The 21,901-nt window shown below is 56.8% G+C and carries 25 protein-coding genes, 1 tRNA gene and 1 pseudogene; 9 read left to right on the top strand and 18 right to left on the bottom strand.

What is annotated here, in order from left to right; translation table 11 throughout:
* Window positions 1-4 precede the first annotated feature (4 nt).
* Complete coding sequence (locus tag A7Q00_RS06835) at window positions 5-2,218, top strand: RelA/SpoT family protein (protein ID WP_156503767.1); 2,214 nt, start codon at window positions 5-7, stop codon at window positions 2,216-2,218.
* 346 nt (window positions 2,219-2,564) lie between these two features.
* On the opposite strand, the gene A7Q00_RS06830 is transcribed toward A7Q00_RS06835, so the two are convergent.
* The gene (locus A7Q00_RS06830) at window positions 2,565-3,089 is read right to left on the bottom strand and encodes an RDD family protein (RefSeq protein ID WP_064089843.1); all 525 of its coding nucleotides are present in this window, start codon (window positions 3,087-3,089) and stop codon (window positions 2,565-2,567) included.
* Window positions 3,086-4,039, bottom strand: coding sequence for a tRNA (adenosine(37)-N6)-dimethylallyltransferase MiaA (miaA, locus tag A7Q00_RS06825; RefSeq protein WP_064089842.1), 954 nt, complete (start codon window positions 4,037-4,039; stop codon window positions 3,086-3,088). Before miaA ends, A7Q00_RS06830 begins: the two co-directional genes overlap by 4 nt.
* Window positions 4,040-4,277: 238 nt before the next feature.
* On the opposite strand from miaA, the gene A7Q00_RS06820 reads away from it, so the two are divergent.
* The gene (locus tag A7Q00_RS06820; RefSeq protein WP_064089841.1) at window positions 4,278-5,168 is read left to right on the top strand and encodes an NAD(+) kinase; all 891 of its coding nucleotides are present in this window, start codon (window positions 4,278-4,280) and stop codon (window positions 5,166-5,168) included.
* Window positions 5,169-5,744: 576 nt separating this feature from the next.
* Here A7Q00_RS06820 and A7Q00_RS06815 read toward each other — a convergent pair.
* The 10 genes and pseudogenes from A7Q00_RS06815 to A7Q00_RS06770 all read right to left on the bottom strand — a co-directional run bounded on the left by A7Q00_RS06815 (window position 5,745) and on the right by A7Q00_RS06770 (window position 11,893).
* The gene (locus A7Q00_RS06815) at window positions 5,745-6,167 is read right to left on the bottom strand and encodes a type II toxin-antitoxin system VapC family toxin (protein WP_064089840.1); all 423 of its coding nucleotides are present in this window, start codon (window positions 6,165-6,167) and stop codon (window positions 5,745-5,747) included.
* A 2-nt stretch (window positions 6,168-6,169) separates the two neighbouring features.
* Complete coding sequence (locus tag A7Q00_RS06810) at window positions 6,170-6,442, bottom strand: type II toxin-antitoxin system Phd/YefM family antitoxin (protein ID WP_064089839.1); 273 nt, start codon at window positions 6,440-6,442, stop codon at window positions 6,170-6,172.
* 143 nt (window positions 6,443-6,585) lie between these two features.
* Window positions 6,586-7,802, bottom strand: a pseudogene (locus A7Q00_RS06805) (tyrosine-type recombinase/integrase).
* A gap of 223 nt (window positions 7,803-8,025) precedes the next feature.
* Window positions 8,026-8,111: transfer RNA gene (locus A7Q00_RS06800), tRNA-Leu, on the bottom strand.
* A gap of 19 nt (window positions 8,112-8,130) precedes the next feature.
* Window positions 8,131-8,469: a preprotein translocase subunit SecG gene (gene secG, locus A7Q00_RS06795; RefSeq protein ID WP_064089838.1), complete on the bottom strand. Its 339-nt coding sequence runs from the start codon at window positions 8,467-8,469 to the stop codon at window positions 8,131-8,133.
* 14 nt (window positions 8,470-8,483) lie between these two features.
* Entirely contained in the window at window positions 8,484-9,227 is a 744-nt protein-coding gene (gene tpiA / locus A7Q00_RS06790) for a triose-phosphate isomerase (RefSeq protein WP_064089837.1), read from the bottom strand.
* 36 nt (window positions 9,228-9,263) lie between these two features.
* A complete protein-coding gene (gene plsX / locus A7Q00_RS06785; RefSeq protein WP_064089836.1) occupies window positions 9,264-10,319 on the bottom strand; it encodes a phosphate acyltransferase PlsX in 1,056 nt (351 codons plus the stop codon).
* A gap of 96 nt (window positions 10,320-10,415) precedes the next feature.
* Entirely contained in the window at window positions 10,416-10,949 is a 534-nt protein-coding gene (locus A7Q00_RS06780) for a phosphoribosyltransferase (RefSeq protein WP_064089835.1), read from the bottom strand.
* 225 nt (window positions 10,950-11,174) lie between these two features.
* Window positions 11,175-11,354, bottom strand: a complete 180-nt coding sequence (rpmF, locus tag A7Q00_RS06775) for a 50S ribosomal protein L32 (protein WP_003824258.1) — start codon at window positions 11,352-11,354, stop codon at window positions 11,175-11,177.
* Between the two features lie 35 nt (window positions 11,355-11,389).
* Window positions 11,390-11,893, bottom strand: coding sequence for a YceD family protein (locus A7Q00_RS06770; protein ID WP_064089834.1), 504 nt, complete (start codon window positions 11,891-11,893; stop codon window positions 11,390-11,392).
* Between the two features lie 54 nt (window positions 11,894-11,947).
* Here A7Q00_RS06770 and A7Q00_RS06765 point away from each other — a divergent pair, with 54 nt between their 5' ends.
* The 4 genes from A7Q00_RS06765 (at window position 11,948) to A7Q00_RS06755 (ending at window position 15,579) form a co-directional block, all read left to right on the top strand.
* Window positions 11,948-12,538 carry a Maf family protein gene (locus A7Q00_RS06765; protein WP_064089833.1) on the top strand — a complete coding sequence of 197 codons (591 nt, stop codon included), beginning with the start codon at window positions 11,948-11,950 and terminating at the stop codon, window positions 12,536-12,538.
* 269 nt (window positions 12,539-12,807) lie between these two features.
* Entirely contained in the window at window positions 12,808-13,032 is a 225-nt protein-coding gene (locus A7Q00_RS13525; protein ID WP_179946211.1) for a hypothetical protein, read from the top strand.
* A 58-nt stretch (window positions 13,033-13,090) separates the two neighbouring features.
* Window positions 13,091-13,834 carry an SAM-dependent methyltransferase gene (locus A7Q00_RS06760; RefSeq protein ID WP_064089832.1) on the top strand — a complete coding sequence of 248 codons (744 nt, stop codon included), beginning with the start codon at window positions 13,091-13,093 and terminating at the stop codon, window positions 13,832-13,834.
* Window positions 13,835-14,001: 167 nt separating this feature from the next.
* Window positions 14,002-15,579, top strand: a complete 1,578-nt coding sequence (locus A7Q00_RS06755) for a glycosyltransferase family 2 protein (RefSeq protein ID WP_064089831.1) — start codon at window positions 14,002-14,004, stop codon at window positions 15,577-15,579.
* A gap of 67 nt (window positions 15,580-15,646) precedes the next feature.
* Here the strand turns inward: A7Q00_RS06755 and A7Q00_RS06750 are convergent, their stop codons facing one another.
* From A7Q00_RS06750 to A7Q00_RS06730, 5 genes are all read right to left on the bottom strand, one after another.
* Window positions 15,647-16,426 (bottom strand): amino acid ABC transporter permease, encoded by a 780-nt coding sequence (locus tag A7Q00_RS06750; protein ID WP_064089830.1) that lies wholly within the window; start codon window positions 16,424-16,426, stop codon window positions 15,647-15,649.
* 450 nt (window positions 16,427-16,876) lie between these two features.
* Window positions 16,877-17,614, bottom strand: coding sequence for an orotidine-5'-phosphate decarboxylase (gene pyrF / locus A7Q00_RS06745; RefSeq protein ID WP_064089893.1), 738 nt, complete (start codon window positions 17,612-17,614; stop codon window positions 16,877-16,879).
* An 85-nt stretch (window positions 17,615-17,699) separates the two neighbouring features.
* On the bottom strand, window positions 17,700-18,209 hold the full coding sequence (locus A7Q00_RS06740) for a DMP19 family protein (RefSeq protein WP_082887780.1): 510 nt from the start codon (window positions 18,207-18,209) through the stop codon (window positions 17,700-17,702).
* Between the two features lie 18 nt (window positions 18,210-18,227).
* Window positions 18,228-19,406: a lipopolysaccharide assembly protein LapB gene (gene lapB, locus A7Q00_RS06735; protein ID WP_064089829.1), complete on the bottom strand. Its 1,179-nt coding sequence runs from the start codon at window positions 19,404-19,406 to the stop codon at window positions 18,228-18,230.
* A gap of 4 nt (window positions 19,407-19,410) precedes the next feature.
* Window positions 19,411-19,740, bottom strand: coding sequence for a LapA family protein (locus A7Q00_RS06730; RefSeq protein WP_064089828.1), 330 nt, complete (start codon window positions 19,738-19,740; stop codon window positions 19,411-19,413).
* 253 nt (window positions 19,741-19,993) lie between these two features.
* On the opposite strand from A7Q00_RS06730, the gene A7Q00_RS06725 reads away from it, so the two are divergent.
* From A7Q00_RS06725 to A7Q00_RS06720, 3 genes are all read left to right on the top strand, one after another.
* Entirely contained in the window at window positions 19,994-20,338 is a 345-nt protein-coding gene (locus A7Q00_RS06725) for a cupin domain-containing protein (RefSeq protein ID WP_064089827.1), read from the top strand.
* Entirely contained in the window at window positions 20,335-20,511 is a 177-nt protein-coding gene (locus A7Q00_RS13870) for a hypothetical protein (protein ID WP_179946210.1), read from the top strand. The genes A7Q00_RS06725 and A7Q00_RS13870 overlap by 4 nt, the downstream gene beginning before the upstream one ends.
* A gap of 122 nt (window positions 20,512-20,633) precedes the next feature.
* Complete coding sequence (locus tag A7Q00_RS06720; RefSeq protein ID WP_064089826.1) at window positions 20,634-21,314, top strand: ACP-like domain-containing protein; 681 nt, start codon at window positions 20,634-20,636, stop codon at window positions 21,312-21,314.
* A 67-nt stretch (window positions 21,315-21,381) separates the two neighbouring features.
* Here A7Q00_RS06720 and A7Q00_RS13520 read toward each other — a convergent pair whose 3' ends face one another.
* Window positions 21,382-21,672: a hypothetical protein gene (locus A7Q00_RS13520; protein WP_064089825.1), complete on the bottom strand. Its 291-nt coding sequence runs from the start codon at window positions 21,670-21,672 to the stop codon at window positions 21,382-21,384.
* Window positions 21,673-21,901 lie beyond the last annotated feature (229 nt).

Raw genomic sequence — 21,901 nt, 5'->3', positions numbered from 1 at the left:
AACCATGGAGACCGGCTATTCCGACACGCATATAACCGGCCAGCAAGAATGTTTGGCCTGGCTGAAAGACTATGCCGCGCAGCAAAATGAGGCCGACCGCGTACTTTTGCAGCAGGCGCTCGCATTGGCCGAGGCGCACTACCCTGCCGACGCGCAAACCTATGCCGGCGAGCCGCTGCTGCCGCACACCGTGGGCGCGGCGCAGATGGTGGCACAGCTCGATTTGCTGCCCGAAGCCGTGGCCGCCACCATATTGTCGGGCATGTCTAAGCAGGGCGGGGATTGGCAGCTTCAGGTAGCCGAGCAATGCGGCCAAACCGTATGCGGTCTGGTACAAGGTATCGACCAAGTGCAGAAGCTCACCCACTTCGCCCGCGTGGACGGCTTGGCCACGCCTGAAGAGCGTGCCGCGCAGGCCGAAACCATGCGCAAAATGCTGTTGGCCATGGTGTCCGACATCCGCGTGGTGCTGATCAAACTCGCCCTGCGCACCCGCACCATGCAATACCTCGGCAGCTGCCCCGACAGCCCGGAAAAACGCAGCATTGCCAAAGAAACGCTGGATATTTTCGCCCCGCTGGCCAACCGCTTGGGCGTGTGGCAGCTCAAATGGCAGCTCGAAGACCTCGGCTTCCGCCACCAAAACCCCGAAGAATACCGCCGCATCGCCAAACTTCTAGACGAAAAACGCCCTGAGCGGCAGCACTATATCGACCACTTCCTCGGCATCCTCAAAGCCGAGCTGGCCAAATACGGCATCCGCGATTACGACGTGGCCGGCCGTCCCAAACACATCTACTCCATCTACCGCAAGATGGTGAAGAAAAAGCTTGATTTCGAAGGGCTCTACGACATCCGCGCCGTGCGCGTGCTGGTGAACAGCGTGCCCGAGTGCTACACCGTGCTGGGCATCGTGCACAGCTTGTGGCAGCCCATCCCCGGCGAATTCGACGACTACATCGCCAACCCCAAAGGCAACGGCTACAAAAGCTTGCACACCGTGATTGTCGGCCCGGAAGACAAAGGCATCGAGGTGCAAATCCGCACCAAAGAAATGCACCAATTCAACGAATTCGGCGTGGCCGCGCACTGGCGTTATAAAGAAGGCGGCAAAGGTGATTCCGCATACGAGCAGAAAATCGCCTGGCTGCGCCAGCTCTTGGATTGGCGCGAGAACATGGCCGAGAGCGGCAAAGCCGACCTCGCCGCCGCCTTCCAAACCGAGCTCTTCAACGACACCATTTATGTGCTCACCCCGCACGGCAAGGTGCTCTCCCTGCCCGTGGGCGCCACCCCCATCGACTTCGCCTACGCCCTGCACAGCAGCCTGGGCGACCGCTGCCGCGGCGCAAAGGTAGACGGCCAAATCGTGCCGCTCTCCACCCCGCTGGAGAACGGACAGCGTGTGGAAATCATCGCCGCCAAAGAGGGCGAGCCCTCCGTAAACTGGCTGTATGAAGGCTGGGTGAAAAGCAGCAAAGCCGCCGCCAAAATCCGCGCCCACATCCGCCGCCAAAACGCCGAAAGTGTGCGCGAACAAGGCCGGCTGCAGCTGGAAAAAACCCTGCTCAAAGTCCAGCCCAAGCCCAATATGCAGGCTTTGGCCGAAAAGCTCGGCTTCAAAAAACCGGACGAACTCTACACCGCCGTGGCACACGGCGAAATCATGCCCCGCGCCGTGCAGAAAGCCTGCGGCCTGCTGGCCGAGCCGCCTGCCGCGCCCGTGAGCACCGAGAGCATCGTCAAACAGTCGCGCATCAAAGAAACCGGCGGCAAAGGCGGCATTTTGGTGGACGGCGAATCCGGCCTGCTCACCACGCTGGCCAAATGCTGCAAACCCGCCCCGCCCGACGAAATCGCCGGCTTCGTAACGCGCGGGCGCGGCATTTCCATCCACCGCATCGGCTGTGCCGCTTTCCAGAAGCTCGCCGCCGAGGCGGCTGAAAAAGTCGTGCCGGCCTGCTGGGCGGGCGTGCCGGAAGGGCAGGTGTTTGCCGTGGACATCGAAGTATCCGCCCAAGACCGCAACGGCCTGTTGCGCGATATTTCCGAAGCGCTGGCGCGGCACAAACTCAACGTGACCGCCGTGCAAACCCAATCGCGCAACCTGCAGGCCAGCCTGCGCTTCACGCTGGAAGTACATCAGGTGGACGACCTGCCGCATGTGCTCGCCAGCCTCGCCAACGTGAAAGGCGTAATCGGCGTGAGCAGGCTGTAGGCAGGCGGTTTGCTGGGATAAGGCTACCTGAAAATGCAATTGAGTGTTTTCAGGTAGCCTTTTATTGCTGTTTCTGCCCGTATGGAGAGTTTGGCGTAGGAGGGTGAGCTGTTGCCAAAAGAGGTGTTGCTTGAAGGCATATAGGCAAGCCAACTGAACTGTTGATAAGAGGCGGTGAGCCGCAGGCAGCAGGTTGGGCGATAACCGGCGCGGGCAGCTTGTAGGCGCAAGCCCGGTGCGGGCAAAAGGCTACCTGAAAATAACCAAGCGTTTTCAGGTAGCCTTTGCTATCGTGCCTTTATTTGTATGGTGCGGCTAGTGCGGCAAGCGGTATGAAGGGAAGTATTCAGCGAAGGGGCTCTTCCCGTCCTTTGCCCGTTAAAACCGTACCGGCAAGGTAGTCGTAGAGAAATTGGCGGGAGGGGTGGATAAGGGCGAAGCCGATGGGCAATATCCACCACGCCAATGCCATGCCGGCCACGGTTCGGGGCGGCAGGGGGGTGAGCTGGCGCAGGATGCCGAAGGAGGCGAGCGGCAGCAGCAAAAGCAGTACGGTGGCCCAGATGAAGCGCAGGCGCAGTTGGCGCAAACTGGGGCGGCTGCCTGTGGGGGTTTGCAGCTGCAGCCGCCACACTTTCATCGGCAGGGTTTGCCCGCGCGGGCTGTGCCAGCAAAGGCGGAAATAGCCCCACCACACAGCTAGGATGATCAGTGCTACGGCCGTTTCGGCCAGCAGCGGCACAGTATGCAACGCCATATTGGCGGCGGCGGCAGGGATAAAGGCTACACAGGTTACGGCGGCCAGCAGCAAGGCTTCGTAGCACAGGGCGGCGAAACGGCGGCGGAAAGAGGCGGGGGCAGGAATGCTCATGCGAAGTGTTGTTGGTAAAAAGAATGAATGGTTTGACTGTGTTGCCGGAGGCTACCTGAAAACGGGTCGATCACCAAATCGGCGGGCAGTTTACGCAGCCAGGTGAGCTGGCGCTTGGCGAGCTGTCGGGTGGCGGCGATGCCTTGGGCAATGAAGGTGTTGCGGTCGGTTTCGCCTCGCAGGTGCGCCCAGGCTTGGCGGTAGCCCACGCAGCGCACGGCGGGGTAGTCGGGATTGAGCTCGGGATATTGCGCTTGCAACCGGCGCACTTCTTCGAGGAAGCCTTGCTCCAGCATGGCGTGGAAGCGTTGTTCGATATTGCGGTGCAGCCGTTCGCGTTGCGCTGGAATCAGGGCGATGCTGCGCAGGGAGAGCGACGGCGCGGCGCCGGGCTGCTCGGCAAAGTGTTGGCTGAGCGGCCGGCCGGTGAGCAGCCACACTTCCAATGCGCGTTCGATGCGCTGGCTGTCGCCGGGCTTGAGCCGGGCGGCGGTGGCGGGGTCGGCCTGTTGCAGTTGGGCATAGAGATGAGGCAGGCCGTGTTGCTGTTTTTGCTCTTGCAGTTGGCGGCGGATTTCAGGATTGGCGGCGGGCAGGCTGTTGAGGCCGTTGGCGAGGGCGTGGTAGTACATCATGGTGCCGCCCACAATCAGCGGCAGGCGGCCGCGTGCGCGGATTTTGCGGCACAGGCGCAGGCAGTCAGCTAAAAAATCGGCCACGCTGTAGCTTTGCGGCGGGTTGATGATGTCGATGAGGTGGTGTGGCACGGCGGCGCGTTCGGCCGGAGTGGGCTTGGCGGTGCCAATGTCCATGCCGCGGTAAATCAGCGCGGAATCGAGGCTGACGATTTCCAGCGACAGCTGTTCGGCCAAGGCAAGCGCGAGCGCGGTTTTGCCGGCGGCGGTGGGGCCGAGCAGGGCGAGTGCCTGCGGCGGGGCGGATTGCGGCATGGGGCTACCTGAAAAAGAAATGGATAGTTCAGCCTTATGTTTCAGGTAGCCTATGGCTACACCCAAAAGGCTACCTGAAACACAAAACCACACGGCGCGGCATTCTATCAGCCGCATGATAAAAAACAAAATATAGATGCCCGCACACCGCTGCGGTGCCGGCTTAGCCGCTTCCGCCTTTCAGGCTACCTGAAAATCAGGTAGAGTTCGGCCTAACACCAATTTCCCCGTCTTCCCCATGAAACACAGCCAATTTCACCGCATCGGCATCGTCACCCGCCCCAACACCCCGCAACTGGGCGAAACCCTGAGCGAGCTGGTGGCCTTCTTTCTGGAAAACAACATCGAAGTGTTGCTGGACGAAGAATGCGGTAACGATTTGTCTGCCAATCCGCTGGCCGAAAGCTGCCGACGGGTAGCCAAAGAAGACATGGGCACTTGCTGCGATTTGGTGCTGGTGCTCGGCGGCGACGGCACATTCTTATCCGTAGCCCGCCAGCTTGCCCCCTACCGCATCCCCATCATGGGCGTGCATTTGGGGCATTTAGGCTTTCTCACCCAAGTGCCGCGCCAAAACATGATTGCCGATATTTCGCGCATGCTCGCCGGCCAATATTTGTCTGAAGAGCGCATCATGCTCGAATGCACCGTACAGCGCCACGACGAATCCGACTGCACCGAACTGGCCCTCAACGAAGTAGTCATTAGTCGTGGCGGATTAGGGCAGATGATTGAATTTGAAGTGTTTATCAACCAAGAGTTTGTCTACACCCAACGCTCCGACGGGCTGATTGTGTCCACTCCCACCGGCTCCACCGCCTACGCCCTGGCCGCCGGCGGGCCGATTCTGCAATCCACCCTGCGCGCCCTCACCCTCGTGCCCATCTGCCCGCAATCCATGACCAACCGCCCCATCGTGGTGCCCGACAGCTGCGAAATCGAAATCCTCATCACCAAAGCCGACAACGCCCGCGTGCATTGCGACGGCCAATCCCACATCGACCTGCACAGCATGAACCGGCTCACCATCCGCCGCTACCGCAACACCTTGCGCGTGCTGCACCCCACCGATTACCAATACTACAAAACCCTGCGCCAGAAACTGCATTGGGGCGAACAGTTGGTTTAGCAGATGGCGGTGGTGTTTGCCCAATCCATAACTGCTTTGCTGATATTTAGGGTTAACTAAAGGATAAATGAGATAAAACTATCCTATTTGTCCTTTAGTTTTGCCTATTTGGTTTGTTGGAGGCGGTTGGGGTTAGGCCTTAATTGCCAAAAAGTATCTACCAGGCACTTTCAGCAGTTTGGCGGGCTTCAGGAAGAGGCGCTGTAGGGCGTTTGCCGAATATTGAAACGGTCTGAATAATGTTTGTAGGGTTCTATATTTTGCTCGTTTGGCAACAGGCAGGCTTGAAATACTGTTTTCTGGCGTGCCGGCAGCTGAAAAAGGTAAGGGGATGCCCATTTTGGAACGAATAAAACCGGTGTAAGGCGGACTAGCCCGGCATAAGGCGGCCTCACGGCATTTTGCTCAAAACAGCTTAAAACTGGTTAAAAAATGGGCAAATTTGGGCAGATTTTGGGTAATTTTGGATAGAGAAGCGGGAGAAAATAGGCAGGCGGTCGGCTGGAGGGCATGGCGGAGCCAAGGCTAGACAAAGAAAAACACCAGCGCGGGGGCTGGTGCTGTGGGTAGTGGTTTTCAGGTAGCCTCAAATGGGTTAAGCAGCCTTACCCCGCTGCCTTGGAAATCGGCGGTATTGCGTGTTACCAATACCAGCCCGTATTGTTTGGCCGTGGCGGCTATCCACGCATCATTTTCCGGGGCGGGGTCTGGAATATGCAGGGCAGCACAAACAGCGGCGGTTCGCTCATCTATCGGCAGAATGCGGCCGGCAAATAGCCCCGCCATGATGGCGCTATACCACGCCCGCAATACCTGCTCTTGTGCAGGGTCTTTGCGCTCCATACGCAATATGCCACGCTCAAGTTCCATTACAACAATAGCGCTGGTGTAGAAGGTGCCGCTATCGGTGGCGGCCAGCCAAGCGGTAAAACCCTTGTTTGCCGTACCGTGTCGGATTTTCCGCATTTCGCTAATGGCATTTGTATCCAGCAGATACACGGCTAATCCTCCGTAAAATTCACTGGTTGGCGTTGCGCTTTGCTGCGCGGGGGAATTTCCAGCTCTATATCGGCGGCGGTATCGGGATAATTCAGGCTTTGCAGCGCCTCTAGTGCGCTCCGGCGGCCTCCGGTCAATTTTTGATAGTCGGCATAGCTCAACAGTACATGCGCCGGCCTGCCCCTGTTGGTAATCACAACAGGGCTTTTTTCTGCCTCTTGCTGGGCGCGGTAGGTGTGCTGATTAAACTCCCGGCTGGTCATAATGGCGGGCATGATATTTCCCTCCTATAGCTTTTCTTGCCGTGATGTTACTACTATGTGCTATTGGTCGCAATACGGCGTTATACGGCGTTAGGCGGGGTTAAGGATAATGCGAAGCAAATAAAACACCAGCCCACTCGCTGGTGTTTTGTTTTTCAGGTAGCCCCGTCTGTTGCAATCATGGCTTGGGCTTGGCGGTATCGCTCCCGCAGATAGTCCGAATACCATTGCATCATTTTCCGCCGCTCGGCCAGATACTCCGCCCGGTTATAGGCGGCTCTAATCCGGTTGCTTTTTTCATGCGCTAACTGGCGTTCTATGGCATCTGGGTTGTAGCCTTGCTCGTTCAGGATGCTGCTTGCCAAACTGCGGAAGCCGTGAGGGGTGGCTATGCCTTTGTAGCCTAGGCGCTCAATGATGCGGGTTAGGGTGGCATCGCTGATAAAGCCGGTGGTTTTGGTGCGGCTGGGAAATAGATAGGGAGTATTGCCGGTTAGGCCGTGCAGTTCCTGCAGTAGCTCCAGCGCCCAATCGGAAAGCGGCACAGTATGGCTACGTTTCATCTTCATGCGTTCGGCGGGAATAATCCATTGCGCCGCTGTAAAATCTACTTCCACCCATTGTCCACCGCGCAGTTCGGTATTGCGCACAAACACCAGCATAGTCAGCAGCAAGGCAATTTTATCTGCCGGGTCAATATCGGCCAGTATCAAGCGGCGGTAAAACTCGGCCAGCTCTTCACGGGGTAGGGCGGGCATATGGCGGGTAGTCTTTTTCTCGAAGTGGCCGTGTAGCGGTACGGCGGGGTTGCGGTCGGTTATCTCCAGCATGGCGGCATAGGTGTACACCGCGCCTATCCATTGCCGCACTTTCTCGGCGGTTACATTGACGCCGCGTGCCACAATGGCGGCAATAACGTTTTTCACGTCGGAAACGCTCACTTCGGCCAGCGGTATTTGCCCGATATAGGGAAACACGTCTTTTTGCATGTTGGTAAGGATGCGTTCGGCATGGATGGGCTGCCAGCGGTGCAGGTTGTCGGCATGCCAACGGCGGGCAAGGGCTTCAAAGGTATTTAGGGCGGCAGCTTTTCGCTCTTGTTTTTCCTGTTGCTTGGCGGCAGCGGGGTCTTGCCCGTCTGACAGCAGACGGCGGGCGTTTTCGGCAGTCTGCCGTGCTTCGGAGAGGGAAACGGCAGGATACTTGCCGATAGTCAGCGTTTTTTTCTTGCCGTCGATACGGTATTTCAGGCGGAAGATTTTACCGCCTGCCGGGGTAACTTCCAGATACAGACCACCACCGTCAAACAGCTTGGCTTTTTTCCTGTGCCGGTAGGTTTCGCGTTCTTGATTTGGCGGTCGTTCAGGGGCATTCTGGGGGTATATTTTTGAGGGTATTTTCTGGATACCCCCAATCATACCCCCATAAAAGGGGCAATTCAATTAGACGGCATTAGACGGGATTAGCTGAATAGGGAGGGGGAAAGGATAGGCTGAATCAGCCTGAAAGCCTTGCCTGTATTGAATTTGGCTAATTGCATTGGATGGCGATAGACGTAAAAAAACAGCCCGAAAATTTGGGCTGTTTTTGCTTGATGGTGCCGACAATGAGACTTGAACTCATACGACCTACGGTCACTACCCCCTCAAGATAGCGTGTCTACCAATTCCACCATGTCGGCTGAAAATCAGAATTCGTTTTTACTCCGGAATAACCGGCTGGCTGGCTGCTGCAGGTTGAGGAGCAGCCGGAGCGTGATGTTGTGCAGCGGGTGCATCCAAACCAAGTTTGCTGCTGCCATGCTTGGATGAAATAATGCTGAGTGCCAAGCAACAGCAGAAAAATACAGTAGCGGCGATAGCGGTGCTGCGGCTGAGAAAGTTGGCGCTGCCGCCAGAACCAAATACGCCTTGCGCGCTACCCGTGCCAAAAGCGGCACCAGCATCAGCCCCCTTGCCTTGCTGCATCAGCACCAAGCCGATGACGGCAATCGAGGCAAAGCCGCCGATAATCATAATAAGGGTTTTGAAAGCTTCCATGTTTGTTTCGCTATTTATTGTTTTGCTGCAGCTTGAACGATGGCGGCAAAACTGTCGGCCTGCAAGGATGCGCCGCCGACTAAGGCACCGTCTACATTTGGCAGGGTCAGGATGGTTTGTGCATTTTGTGCATTGACACTGCCGCCGTAAAGAGCGCGGATATTAGCACTCTTGTTGGCGAAAGACAAGAGTTCTGCGTAAATAAAAGCGTGCATATCGGCAATTTGTTCGGCTGAAGCCACTTGGCCGGTGCCGATGGCCCACACCGGCTCGTAGGCAACGGCGATGTGGGGCATGGCTTTGCCGCGCAATACGGAGAGTTGCTCGGCCACTACGGCCTGTTCCTGCGCAGCTTGGCGTTGGGCCAGAGTTTCGCCCACGCACAGAATCGGGATGAGGCCGGCGGCTAAGGCGTTGTTTAATTTGGCGGAGAGGGTTTCGTTGTTTTCACCGAAATACTGGCGGCGTTCGGAGTGGCCGAGCAGCACGAATTGTGCGCCAAGGTCGGCCAGCATGGCAGCGGAGGTTTCGCCGGTAAACGCGCCGTCTTTATCGAAGCGGCTGACATCTTGTGCGCCGACGGGCAGGGAGGGGGCGGCTTGTTTTAAATCGAGAAGATAGGGCAGGGGGGCGGCAATGCCGGTGCTGACGTTTTCAGGTAGCCTTTGTGTCGCCCATGCTTGGGCGAATGCCGCTGTCGAGCTGCGGCGGCCGTTCATTTTCCAGTTGCCGATAATCCAAGGTTGTTGCCAATTCATGCTGTGCCGTCCTTTCGGTTGCGGGATGGTCTGGGCTTACTCTGCAGGGCCGGTTGCGGGTTGGGTTTGTTCTGCGGCGGCAGCCAGGCGTGCCATTTGGGTGGCGATGCCTTGTTCGATTTTGGCCATGGAGCCGGATTCGACTTCGTGGTAGGCCTCGAGCAGAGCATATTTGAAGGCTTCTACGTCTGCGCCACCGTGGCTTTTGATTACGATGCCGCGCAGGCCGAGGAAGATGGCGCCGTTGAATTTGCGCGGGTCGAGACGGTTTTTGAAGCCGCGCAGGGTGGGCAGTGCCAGCAGGGCGGCCAGTTTGTTCAGCCAGTTGCGGCTGAATTCTTCGCGGATAATGCCGCCGATGAATTTAACCGCGCCTTCAATGGCTTTCAATACGGCGTTGCCGGTGAAGCCGTCGGCCACCACAACATCGACTTCGCCGCTGAACACGGCGTTGCCTTCTACGTTGCCGACAAAATTCAGCGGGCTTTGTTGCAACAGGTGGTGTGCTTCTTTAATCACGCTGCCGCCTTTGATGTCTTCAGTGCCGACATTCAGCAGGCCGATACGCGGTTGGCTGTTGCGCGGATACATGGCGCCGAACAGTTCGCCACCCATCACGGCAAATTGCAGCAGTTGGGCGGCGGAGCAATCCACGTTGGCGCCCAAATCCAGCATCAGGGCGAGACCGCCGCCTTTGGAGGGCATGAATTTGGCAATCGCCGGCCGGTCGATGCCGGGCAGGGTTTTGAGCACGAAGCGGGCAGTAGCCATCAGTGCGCCGGTGTTGCCGGCGGATACGGCGGCCTGCGCCGCTCCTTCTTTCACCTGGCCGATGGCTACGCGCATGGAGGAGTCTTTTTTGTTTTTCAAGGCCGACTGCGGGGCTTCGTCCATGCCCACCACTTCGCTGGCATGTATGATTTGCAACCGATCGTGTGAAGCGTGCTCGCCCAGCGCGCCGCGGACGGCTTCTTCATTGCCCACCAGAATGAGTTTGACATCGCTTTTTTCTTGCAGGAAGGCCAAGGCTGCGGGAATGGTAACCGTGAGGCCGGCATCGCCGCCCATTGCGTCTATGGCTAAAGTAATCATTGGATTCTGTGCTTCCGTTGTATTCCGTGTGCCGTGCCGTGAGGCTACCTGAAAAATAGAATGGGATAGCGGCGGACGGATGGTTTCAGGTAGCCCTTAGGGCAGTTGCGGTTTTTGGGCGGCCAGTGCGTTGTGCTCGGTGATGTCGTCGGCATCCCAGGGGTAGTTGATCCACCAATCGGGCGTAACCAAGCCGCTGAAATAGGCGATACCGGGCGGGAGGATGCCCTTTTTCTCTTTGATTTTCTCGTGCAATACGGCCACGCCCATCGAGGCAAAGTCTTCTTGTTGCAGCTGCTCGAGGCAGAATTGCAGGGTAACGCGGCTGTCGTCCACTTCGTCTACCACCAAAACGTGTTTGCCTTTCAGGCTTTCCGGCATGGGGTCGAGCCATTGGATTTTCTGCACGGAATCGCGGGTGGCGTGGCCTTGGTCGTTGCAGTAATAGGCGGTGGTGATGGCGTAGATTGGAATATTGAGGAAGCTGCGCAGTATCCGTGCGGGGATAAAACCGCCGCCGCCGATGGCGATCATCGCATCGTAGCGGGTGCCGGAAGCTTGGATTTTTTGTGCCAATTGGCGGATGGCTTGATGAATTTCGTCGTAGGTGTACCAGATTTTTTCCGGCATGTTTAATCCTTTGTTGGGTCGGCGCAGTGGGACTGTCGTTGTTGAAGCATCTGCGTAACGGCAGATTGTAAACAGCTGCTGAATGGAGGGCAACTAATCGGCAAGGCAGTGGCCGTTTCAGGCTACCTGAAAATTCAGTTTGCTTTGCCGCCCTATGTTTGCAATGCAAAAAAGCCAGTAATTGCTAAGGGCAATCTGCTGGCTTGGAATCGGCCTATGGCTGATTTACTCGTCTTTGGCCTTCACCACTTTGCGGCCACGGTACATGCCGTTGGCAGAAATGTGGTGCGGGCGGTGTACTTCACCGGTGGCGCTGTCTACAGACAGGGCGGGAGCGGTCAGCGCGTCGTGGGCGCGGTGCATGCCGCGGCGGGAGGGGGACTTTTTGTTTTGTTGAACAGCCATGTTGCAAACTCCTGAGATAAACCTGAATAAAATAATTAACGACCACTTTTCAACGCCGCCAAAGCAGCAAACGGATTGGGGCGATCTTGATTGACGGCATCGAGCTTATCAGAATGGCAGCTTTCGTGGCAGGGGGCATACGGCAGCGCCATCAAAATCTGCTCCTCCACCAGCGTGCCGACATCCAACTGCGCCTCCGGCAGCATGCCTTCGAGCTCTTCTTCGGCCGCCATGGCTTCATCCAGCGCTTCTTCGCTGTCGAACAAAACGATACGCGCCTGTTCGTTTAAAGCAAAGGGCAGCGGCTGCATGCAGCGTTGGCAAACCAGCGACAACTGCGCCGAAACCGACAAATCCAAATACAGGCGCTGCCGTTTGTCGCAACCACCCTGTAAGGCAAAAGACACCGGCGTTTGCCGTTCGGCCAAAAACTCGTGCCGGCTCACGCGCTCATCCATCTCGCTCAGCCGGATTTGGCCGGCCAGATGCTGCGCCTGTTTGGCCAGCGCTTTCGGATCAATCAAAATAGGGTCTGACATAAACGCGTCATGATATAATCAGCCGTCTGAAACGTCAATATTTTAATACGGTTTATGAACACAGCTCCGCCGATTGTCCTCGCTTCTTCTTCGCTGTTCCGACGGCAGCAGCTGGCCAAGCTCGGCCTGCAATTTGACACCGCCGCGCCTGATTGCAATGAAACGCCGCTGCCCGGAGAAACGCCCTGCCAAACTGCCCAACGCTTGGCCGAGGCCAAAGCCCGTGCGCTGGCCGTGCGTTTCCCGCGGCATTTGATTATCGGTGCCGACCAAGTGGCCTGCTGCAACGGGCGGCAGTTGGGCAAGCCGATGGACGTGGCGAAAGCACAACAAATGCTGGCTGAAACTGCTGGCCGAGAGCTGCATTTTTACAGCGCATTGTGTGTGTTCAATACGTTTTCAGGTAGCCTGCACCGCCATGTGGATACCACCACGGTAAAGATGCGTCCGCTTACCGCGCAGCAAATCGCCCGTTATCTGGAGCGCGAACCGGATGCGGTTTATTGCGCCGGCAGCGCGAAAAGCGAAGGTTTGGGCGGTGCGCTGATTGAACGCATCGACAGCAGCGATCCCAATGCCCTCATCGGCCTGCCGATTTTTCGGCTGATTGATTTTTTGCAGGCCGAAGGAGTGGCAGTTTTGTAAGCTTGGGGCTAGCTGAAATTTTAACTTTAATAGATTTGAAGGAACTGTATCGGTTTCAGAGTGGAGTGGCATGATGGATAAGGTAGAGAATCTATTTCCCGGTGCATACATGGAGTTTTTAGCACGGTATCCAAAAGGTTTGGCTGATGCCCAATTTAAGCCTGACAATAGAACAGATAACGATGAATATTTGTTTGTCTCGATAATGGGACAGCAACACTATATTCCAACAAGATTTTTCCGATTCTCCCAATTATCTGATGCCTTCCGTGATTGCCGATCATTTGGCATGCAACGAGGTGGATATCTGCTTTAATGCACCTGATGTGTTTTCACCGAATGAAGTAAGAGGGATGCGTGCTTTTGGCATGTACGATACAGGGTTTATTAGTTTCAACCCTGCCGATAGCTCAGTGTGTATTGTTTATGCAGATGGTTTTATAGACAGAATCGCCAATTCTTTTGATGAATTTATTTTAAGTCTGCATGAATAGGCAGACCCCGAAAAATGCTGATTTTTCAGGTAACCTTTTCTAAGCCAGCAACAAAACTATGCAACCCACTTTATTCCTTATCCCCACCCCGCTAGGCAGCCCCGACACCCCCTGCCTGCTGCCGCACGAGCAAAAGCTTCTGGCCGGGCTCACCGATTTCGTGGTTGAAGGCGAGAAAACCGCCCGCGCCTGCCTGCGCCATTTCGGCTTGAACGCCCCGCTGCAAGAGCTGAACTTGCGCACGTTAAACAAACACACCGAACCCGCCGAATTGCCCGATTTGCTGCAACCGCTGCACCAAGGCCGCAGCATGGGTTTGCTCAGCGAAGCCGGTTGCCCCGCGGTGGCTGACCCCGGCGCGGCACTGGTGGCGCTGGCGCATCGCGCCGGATTTGCCGTGTGGCCGCTGGTGGGGCCGTCTAGCCTGATGCTGGCCCTGATGGCTTCCGGCGCCAACGGCCAGCAGTTTGCCTTTCGCGGCTATCTGCCCGCCGATTCTGCCGGGCGGGTGGGCTACCTGAAAACCATCGAGCAGGATTCGCAGCACCGCAACGAAAGCCAAATCTTTATCGAAACTCCCTATCGCAACAACGCCCTGCTGGCCGATGCCGTAACCACGTTGCAAGCCGATACCCTGCTGTGCGCCGCCAGCAACCTCACCCTGCCGGAACAGCGCATCATCAGCATGACGGCGGGTGAATGGCGCAAACAGCCGCAACTGCCCGACCTGCACAAGCAGCCGACCGTATTTGTGGTGTACGCTGCCAGGCAAATGCCTGCGCCTGCCCGCAAACGGCGGTAGAGGCTACCTGAAACCTTGGCTCGGCTGCTTTTGAACGCCTTGTTTTTGGCGAAACCCGATTTGCTCGTTTTAGCTTCGCAGAAACTCATTTCGTTTGTTTTAACGGTGTTAAGGCTTCGCTTTGAGGTAGCCTTTGCCATCCAATCGTATTCAATAGAAGAGGCCTTATGACCCCCATCCCCGTGAGCATCACCATGCTGGTGAAAAATGCCGAGCGGCACTTGGAAGCCTGCCTGGCCGCGCTGGCCGCGTTTGACGAAATCATCGTGCTCGACAACGGCTCCACCGACCGCACGCTCGACATTGCCCGCCGCTGCCCCAATGTGGCCGTGCACCATCACGACTTTATCGGCTTCGGCCTGATGAAAAACCTGGCCGCCGGTTTGGCGCGCAACGATTGGGTGCTCAATATCGACAGCGACGAAATCCTGCCGCCCGAGCAAGTGGAAGCCATCTGCGCGCTTGATTGGAGCGACAGCGGCAAAATCTACGCCCTGCCGCGCCTGAACCATTATCGCGGCCGCCCCATCAAAAGCTGCGGCTGGTATCCGGATTGGGTGAAACGTCTCTACCACCGCCAAACCGTGCGCTTCAACGACAACCAAGTGCACGAATCCCTGATCGAACCGGCTGGCAGCAGCGTGGTTAGGCTACCTGAAAAACATCCGCTTCTGCATTATTCGTTCGACGGCGCCGCCGCCCTCATCAGCAAAATGCAGCACTACACCGATTTGTTTGCCGCGCAGCAGCAATTCAAACGGCGCGCTTCCGTGCTCGGCGCAGTAGGGCACGGCGCGGCGGCGTTTTTCAAAAACTATATTTTGAAACGCGGCATGCTCGACGGCGGAGACGGCTGGACGATTGCCTTTGCCAACGCCAGCGGCGCCTACTACAAATACATCAAGCTGCACGAAGCCAACCAGCGGCTTACCGTGTCGCTCATCATCACCACCTATAACCGCCCCGACGCGCTGGAAGCCGTGCTGCGCTCGGTGCAGGCGCAGCGCGTGCTGCCGCAGGAAGTGATTGTGGCCGACGACGGCTCGCGCGACGATACCCGTGCCGTGGTCGAACGCTATCGGGCGCAGTTTCCCGTGCCGCTGTTGCACGCCTGGCAGCCCGACGACGGCTTCCGCCTGGCCGAATCGCGCAACCGCGCCTTGGCGCAGGCGGGTAGTGACTATATCGTGATTATCGACGGCGATATGCTGCTGCATCCCGAATTTATCGCCGACCACAAACGCGCCGCCAAGAAAGGCCTGTTTGTGCAGGGCAGCCGTGTGATCCTCACGCCCGAGAAAACCAACGAGCTGCTGGCCAATCCTGCCAACTACCGCGTGCTCAAATGGTATGAAAAGGGCTTGGAAAAACGTTTTGAAAAACGCTTCTCCGCCTGTCGCCTGCCATGGCTTTCCCAGTGCATCCTGCGCCGCGAAACCTGCGACGATTTCCACGGCATCCGCGGCTGCAATATGGCTTTCTTCCGTGAAGATGCGCTGAAAATCAACGGCTTCAACAGCGATTTTGTCGGCTGGGGGCGTGAAGACAGCGAATTTGTCGCCCGCTTTTTCAACAACGGCGGCCAACGCGCCAACCTGAAATTCGCCGCCGTAGCCTATCACCTCTACCACCCCGAAGCCGAACGCGCCGCCCTGCCGGAAAACGACCGCCTGCTGGCCGCTGCTCAGGAGCAGAAGTTGGTGTGGTGCGAGAATGGCGTGGATCAGTTTTTGCCCGCAGAGTAAGCACTGCAGATGATAAAAAGGCTACCTGAAATTTTCAGGTAGCCTTTTGGTTGCTGGAAACAGGTGGTTAGCGGTTGCCGTCGGTATTGTATTTTTTCTCCAAGCGGGCGAAGAACCAGGCCAATACGATAGTCAGCAGTAGATATATCAGGGAGATAAAGTAATACGGTTCTTCCATTGTCGAGAAGCGTCCGGCCGCACTTTTGGCGGCATAAGCCAGTTCGGGCACAGCAATGACGGCCAAGAGCGAGCTGTCTTTGAGCAGGGTGATGAATTCGTTGCCCAAAGGGCCGAGCATACGCCGGACGGTTTGTGGCAGGATGATGTAGCGCATGGCTTGGCCGTAGCTCAAACCGAGCGAGCGGGCGGCTTCCATTTGGCCGCGGTCGATGGATTTGATGCCGGAGCGGAAGATTTCGGTAATGTATGCGCCGGAGTTGACTGATAAGGCAAGTACACCGGCAATCAATGCGCCGTAATTTTGTCGCAACTGTCGGGCCAAATCCCCGTCAATAAGAAGGCCGTGCTGCGGGTGTACCAGTATCGGCGACCAAACGAAATACCACACGAGAATCTGTACAAACAGCGGCGTACCCCGGAAAAATGTCACGTATAGGCGTGAGCATTGCTGCAGCAGCCATAATATGCCACGGGTAACTGCATTGCCTTTTTCGATTTTAATTACACGGATCAGCGCATTGCATAGGCCTAGGATAACGCCGAAAAATGTGGCGATGGCGGCGATGCCGATGGTGGCCAGCACGCCGAAGAAGAACATTTGGCGATATTCGTAGATAATCGGAAAATGTTGGGAAAACAGTTGAATAAGGCCGGTTTCGCTGCTCATAGAAATCTTAGCTCAGTTGCAGAATTGTTTACGGATTTTGACGAAATAAGGGGCGGATTGTACAAGAAAACGGCGGGCTTGTCAGTTGGCGGCAAGTGGCCGGAAAGGGGATGGTTGGCGGCAAAATGAATATAGTGGATTAAAATAAGAATGCTACGGCGTTGGCTCGCCTTGCCGTATTGCTCATACTGTCTGCGGCTCGCCGCCTTGTCCCATTCTTATTTTAATCCACTATAAAGGCTACCTGAAAACGAAGCTTCAACGCAGTTCAAACGAACGAAGCGGGTTTGTTATAGTGAATTAAATTTAAACCAGTACAGCGTTGGCTCGCCTTGCCGTACTATCTGTACTGTCTTCGGCTCGCCGCCTTGTCCTGATTTAAATTTAATTCACTATAAATCCAGGCTTCTTTGGGCTTCATTTTCAGGTAGCCTGATTGCAATTGGCTGCTTAGTCGGCAGGATTGGCCAGGCGGTTGATTTCGGCCAGCACGGCGGCGGGGTCGGGCGCTTGGGTGATGGGGCGTCCCATTACGAGGTAGCTGCTGCCGGCCTCGAGGGCTTGGGCGGGGGTCATGATGCGGCGCTGGTCGTCTTGGTTGCCGCCGGGGTTGGGGCGGATGCCGGGCGTAACCAGCACAAATTCGCTGCCGCGCTGCCGGCGCAGGGTGGCGGCTTCGTGCGGGGAGCAGACCACGCCGTCGAGGCCGGATTGCTGCGCCAGGGCGGCCCAGCGGGATGCCCAATCGGCAATGGGGGCATTGAGGCCGAGTTCGTTGAGGTCGGCCTGTTCCATGCTGGTGAGCACAGTTACGCCGATGAGCAGGGGGCGTTGGCGGTGGTTGGCCACGGCTTCGGCGGCGGCTTCCATCATGCGGCGGCCGCCGGCGGTGTGCATATCCACCATCCACACGCCCATGTCGGCGGCCACGCGGCAGGCGGCGGCCACGGTGTTGGGGATGTCGTGGTATTTGAGGTCGAGGAAGAGTTGGAAGCCTTGGTTGATTAGGGCTTCGGCCAGACGGCGGCCGGTGGCGGTAAACAGCTCTTTGCCGATTTTGAGGCGGCACAAATCGGGGCTGAGGCGGCGCACGAAGGCGAGGGTATCGGCTTCGTTGGCAAAATCGAGGGCGACGATAACGGGGATGCGGCGGGCGGGTGCGGCGGAATCGAGGATAAGAGGGTTCATGGGGATGGGGGCGGATGGGATTGGAATGGAAAAGGCTACCTGAAAGCCGTGTTGCTGGGGAATAGGTTTCAGGTAGCCTTTGAAATTAAGCATCAAGCGGGGGCATGGGGCTGCCGATTTCGCCTGCGGCGGCGGTCAGCTCGGCAAATTCTGCGGGGTGGCGGCGGACATAGGGGCAGACGGTGCAGAAGTCGTCTTCGCACACGAGGCAGTAGTCGGCATCGAGTTCGTCGAACTGGGGGAATTGTGCGCGCAGCTCTTCAATGCTGCTGCCGTTTCGGGTGGCGGCTTGGATGGCCTCGCCATGCTGTTGGTAAAGGATGCGGGCGCGGTCGATGATGTCGGGGGTGTCGCGAACGCCCCATTGGCGCAGGTATTCGGCGGTTTCGGGGGCGAGGGCGTGTTTGCCACGGCCATTGGCAATCAGCAGCACTAAGCCGTCGTCTTCCATCAGGAGGTCGAGGCTGAGGTAGGCCAGCAGGGCGCGTTGGGCGCCGCTGTAGCGTTCGATGAAACGGTCGCTGTGGCGGATGCGGTGTGTCCACACGTTGAGCATGCGGTACATTTGGTTGATGGTCATCATGTTATCGGGCATTTTGTTTTCCGTTCGGGGCTAAACTTCGATTTTGTTGGGGGTGAAGGTTTCCCACTTGTTGCAGGCGGGGCAGTGCCAGAAGAATACTTGCGATTTGAAGTGGCAGTGGCGGCAGCGGTACATCACGTTTTTCTGCAGGGTGCGCCCGATTACGCCGCGCATCATGTCGGCATCGCTCTTCCAGGCGGGGTCGAGGTTGTTCAGGCGCAGGCCGAGCAGGCGGTATACGCCGCCGAGGTCGGGCTTTTGGCGCACGAGTTCGACGGCGGTTTCGGCCGCTTTTTCTTCACCGTAGAGCAGCAGTGATTTTTCGTACACCACATTGATTAAATCAAGCTGGGGAAAGGTTTTCAGGTAGCCTGTGAGCACGGCGAGGCCGGCGGCGGCTTCACCTTGGGCATCGTAGGCGTCATACAGTTTTTCGCCCACCATGCTCAAGTAGGCATAGTTTTGTTTTTCGATGGCGGTGTAGGCGGCCACGGCGGCGGGGTAGTTGCCCAGTTTTTGCTCCAAATCGCCGAGAATCATGTTGGCGCGGGCGCATTTGCGGTTAGCATCCAGCGCTTTGGCAATATTGGCACGGGCTTGCTCGAAGTCGGATTTGAACAGGGCGGCTTGCGCCAGCTCGCAATAGAATTGGGCGATTTCGAAGCGGTAGGTTTGTTCGTCGTGGCTGAGCAGCTGGGCGGTGTCGATGGCTTTGGCCCAGTCGCGGTCTTGTTGGTAGATATTCAGCAGCACTTGGCGGGCTTGGGCGGCCATATTGCCTTGCTGCAGGCCGAGGAAAATCTGCTCGGCACGGTCTACCAGACCGGCGCTTTGGTAGTCTTGCCCAAGCTCAAACAGCACTTGGTTGCGCTTTTCGCCCACGGTTTCGGGCGCTTCGAGCAGAGCTTGGTGCAGGCGGATGGCTTTGTCGTTTTCGCCGCGCTGGCGGTAGAGTTTGCCCAGGGTGAGGTGCAGCTCGTGGGCATTGTCGCCGGCGGGCAGCAGCTCGGTCATGTCGGCCAGGTGGCGGGCGGCGCTGCCGAGATTGCGGTCTACCAGGGCATCCAGGCTGGCATAAAACGCGGTGGGCACGGATTTGGCCTGCTTGAGCACGGCTTTCATGTCTACCCGGGCGGCAAACCAGCCCATGGCAAAGAAGACTGGCAGCAGGATAATCGGGGTGAGCCACCACCAAATATTGCCGTCCATGCGCCTATTCCTTCACTGGGGCGGCGTCGGGCACAGGCTGGGCGGCATCGGCAGGCGCGGGCGTTTGCAGTTGCTCCTGCGCGATGCGGGCGTTTTTGCGCACTTCGTTGCGCAGGCGGTTGTTTTCATGGCGCAAAGCGAGCAGGCGGCCGAACATGGAAAATACGCCGAACACCGCGCCGATAACGAAAAACGCCAAGAGCAGCAGGATTAGCGGCATTCGGATTTCGCTGCCGGGCAGGTAGCTGAAGCTGACGATATGGGTGTTGAATGCAGCTAAAATGATAAAAACCGCCAAAAGCAGCAGTTTGATGATGAGCGAAAACAGTTTCATGAGGCTAGGCCTTTCGTCTTGCGGGCGGGAATGGATATCAATGGCGAAGTGTAAACTATTTGGGGGTTTTCAGGTAGCCTGCCGGGCAGCGGGAAGGCTACCTGAAAATATGTTATGATGGTTTCAACTTATTAAGTTTGCCGCCAGCTGGCCTGCATTAGGCGGCTAACCATTTCAAACAATAATAAAATATCCAATCAAACCCTGCCGGCCGGATTTTTCTCCCACCCGTTAACAAATAAGGAGCAATCTGATGTCTGCAACTGCTGTAACCCCCGTATCCGAATCCCTATTCAAACTCGGCCTGAACCAGGCGCTGCCTGTGAGCGAGCAGGCCACCACTTCGCGCACCGTGCTGAACAACGATTTGCTGCGCGTGGTGGCTTTTACGCTGGATGCCGGCCAAGTGCTTACCGAGCATACTTCCACCAAGGCCGTGGTGGTTACCCTGCTGGAAGGCGAGATGGATTTCTCCATCGGCGCGCGCCACGAAATCCTGCATGCGGGTGATGTGGTGTATCTCGCCCCGAACGAGCGCCATGCGCTGAGCGCCGTGAGCACTTGCCGGATGTTGCTGGTGATGGTGAACGTGGATTGAGTTTGGATAAAGCAGCAGGCGCGGTATGCCGAACCGCGCCTGTTTTGTTGAGGCTGCCTGAAAATAAAATGGCGGCTGGATACGGCTGTTTTCAAGTAGCCTTTGCTTTGATTTCAGGCTACCTGAAAAATGAATTGCCCATAAAGCCGCTACATACTTTAACTTGGGGCTAACCGTAGTTTAAAAAAACAGTCTGTTACAATGCATCCGTTGTTCTGCATCGGGTTTTGGCCACGAAAAAGGCCGACCCGCCTAGAGAACGCTAATGACATTCCAACATGAAGGGAGTTTGAAAATGAAATTTTGGCAATCAACTGTATTAGCTGCTTTGGCTGTGGGCATCGCTGCCCCGGCATTCGCCGCCGGCGGCACCGTGTCTTATGTCTGCCAACAAGGCAAACAGGTGGATGTGAGCTATCAGTTCAACAGCCGCGGCAAACCCGTGTCTGCGCGCGCCCGCCTCAACGGCAGCAACCGCAACATGGCTTTCGATGCGCGCCGCTCTGACAGCACAGGCACTGCGTTTAAAGACCGTGCCGGCTACAACCTGACCGGCCCGGTGCTTACCGCCCGCAACTACCGTAGCGAAGAAGGCATCAGCATCCTCTCGCCGCGCAGCGAATTCCTGTATAAAGACTGTAATCCGCGCCAAAACGAGCCTGCCCGCCAAGCTCCGCCCGCTTCAGCCCGCAGCGGCAGCGTGGCCTATGTTTGCCAACAAGGCCGTCGTTTGAATGTGAATTACCGCTTCAACTCTGCCGGTGTGCCCACCAGCGCCGAACTGCGCGTGAACAACCGCAATCTGCGCCTGCCGTACAACCTGTCGGCTTCCGACAATGTGGACACTGTATTCAGCGCCAACGGCTACCGCCTGACCACCAATGCCATGGATTCGGCCAACTACCGCAGCCAAGACATCATCGTGAGCGCGCCCAATGGCCAAATGCTGTATAAAGATTGTTCTCCTGCCCGTTAATCGGAGTGGCGGATAAACAAGCAGGCACAACTTTGCGGTTGTGCCTGTTTTGTTTGGCTATGGTGTTTCAGGTAGCCTTTGGGGGCTCAATGATGGCCAGCAGCTTTTCTGCCAAATCGGTTTGTGCGGAATCGGTAAAGCGGATGCTCAAGCCTTCGGCTAGATCGTTGATCACGATAAAATCGTTACCTTGAAACATAAGCGTCCACATATCCGCATTCGGCGCCAGGGTGTAGTCGGATAAGTGGATGCACGGATGCTGCCGGAGGGTAGTGTCGATGTGCTTGCTGGGAATATCGCCGATGTGAGCAGACGGCAGCTCCCACAGGGAAGCATTGAGTTTGAAGGGTGTACGCATGGCAGTAAGTATAGTGAATTAAATTTAAACCAGTACAGCGTTGTCTCGCCTTGCCGTACTATCTGTACTGTCTGCGGCTCGCCGCCTTGTCCTGATTTTTGTTATAGTAAATTAAAAACAAAATAGTACAATATTCAACTTTGAAGGTCTAACCATGGCATACTCTGCGGACTTAAGGAACAAAGCTTTAAACTATTACGAACAATGCAAAAACATCAGCCAAACCGCA

This window comes from Eikenella halliae, assembly GCF_001648475.1.
Lineage (GTDB): Bacteria > Pseudomonadota > Gammaproteobacteria > Burkholderiales > Neisseriaceae > Eikenella > Eikenella halliae.
The sequence above is the reverse complement of the archived record's forward strand: the minus strand, read 5'-3'. Positions and strand labels throughout refer to the sequence as shown.

What these genes read in the sequence shown, in the direction of transcription:
- A7Q00_RS06835 (WP_156503767.1), top strand. Translation starts at nt 5, where the DNA reads ATGGAGACCGGCTATTCCGACACGCATATAACCGGCCAGCAAGAATGT.
- A7Q00_RS06830 (WP_064089843.1), bottom strand. Translation starts at nt 3,089, where the DNA reads ATGAGCATTCCTGCCCCCGCCTCTTTCCGCCGCCGTTTCGCCGCCCTG.
- miaA (WP_064089842.1), bottom strand. Translation starts at nt 4,039, where the DNA reads ATGCCGCAATCCGCCCCGCCGCAGGCACTCGCCCTGCTCGGCCCCACC.
- A7Q00_RS06820 (WP_064089841.1), top strand. Translation starts at nt 4,278, where the DNA reads ATGAAACACAGCCAATTTCACCGCATCGGCATCGTCACCCGCCCCAAC.
- A7Q00_RS06810 (WP_064089839.1), bottom strand. Translation starts at nt 6,442, where the DNA reads ATGCCCGCCATTATGACCAGCCGGGAGTTTAATCAGCACACCTACCGC.
- secG (WP_064089838.1), bottom strand. Translation starts at nt 8,469, where the DNA reads ATGGAAGCTTTCAAAACCCTTATTATGATTATCGGCGGCTTTGCCTCG.
- tpiA (WP_064089837.1), bottom strand. Translation starts at nt 9,227, where the DNA reads ATGAATTGGCAACAACCTTGGATTATCGGCAACTGGAAAATGAACGGC.
- plsX (WP_064089836.1), bottom strand. Translation starts at nt 10,319, where the DNA reads ATGATTACTTTAGCCATAGACGCAATGGGCGGCGATGCCGGCCTCACG.
- A7Q00_RS06780 (WP_064089835.1), bottom strand. Translation starts at nt 10,949, where the DNA reads ATGCCGGAAAAAATCTGGTACACCTACGACGAAATTCATCAAGCCATC.
- rpmF (WP_003824258.1), bottom strand. Translation starts at nt 11,354, where the DNA reads ATGGCTGTTCAACAAAACAAAAAGTCCCCCTCCCGCCGCGGCATGCAC.
- A7Q00_RS06770 (WP_064089834.1), bottom strand. Translation starts at nt 11,893, where the DNA reads ATGTCAGACCCTATTTTGATTGATCCGAAAGCGCTGGCCAAACAGGCG.
- A7Q00_RS06765 (WP_064089833.1), top strand. Translation starts at nt 11,948, where the DNA reads ATGAACACAGCTCCGCCGATTGTCCTCGCTTCTTCTTCGCTGTTCCGA.
- A7Q00_RS06760 (WP_064089832.1), top strand. Translation starts at nt 13,091, where the DNA reads ATGCAACCCACTTTATTCCTTATCCCCACCCCGCTAGGCAGCCCCGAC.
- A7Q00_RS06755 (WP_064089831.1), top strand. Translation starts at nt 14,002, where the DNA reads ATGACCCCCATCCCCGTGAGCATCACCATGCTGGTGAAAAATGCCGAG.
- A7Q00_RS06750 (WP_064089830.1), bottom strand. Translation starts at nt 16,426, where the DNA reads ATGAGCAGCGAAACCGGCCTTATTCAACTGTTTTCCCAACATTTTCCG.
- pyrF (WP_064089893.1), bottom strand. Translation starts at nt 17,614, where the DNA reads ATGAACCCTCTTATCCTCGATTCCGCCGCACCCGCCCGCCGCATCCCC.
- A7Q00_RS06740 (WP_082887780.1), bottom strand. Translation starts at nt 18,209, where the DNA reads ATGCCCGATAACATGATGACCATCAACCAAATGTACCGCATGCTCAAC.
- lapB (WP_064089829.1), bottom strand. Translation starts at nt 19,406, where the DNA reads ATGGACGGCAATATTTGGTGGTGGCTCACCCCGATTATCCTGCTGCCA.
- A7Q00_RS06730 (WP_064089828.1), bottom strand. Translation starts at nt 19,740, where the DNA reads ATGAAACTGTTTTCGCTCATCATCAAACTGCTGCTTTTGGCGGTTTTT.
- A7Q00_RS06725 (WP_064089827.1), top strand. Translation starts at nt 19,994, where the DNA reads ATGTCTGCAACTGCTGTAACCCCCGTATCCGAATCCCTATTCAAACTC.
- A7Q00_RS06720 (WP_064089826.1), top strand. Translation starts at nt 20,634, where the DNA reads ATGAAATTTTGGCAATCAACTGTATTAGCTGCTTTGGCTGTGGGCATC.
- A7Q00_RS13520 (WP_064089825.1), bottom strand. Translation starts at nt 21,672, where the DNA reads ATGCGTACACCCTTCAAACTCAATGCTTCCCTGTGGGAGCTGCCGTCT.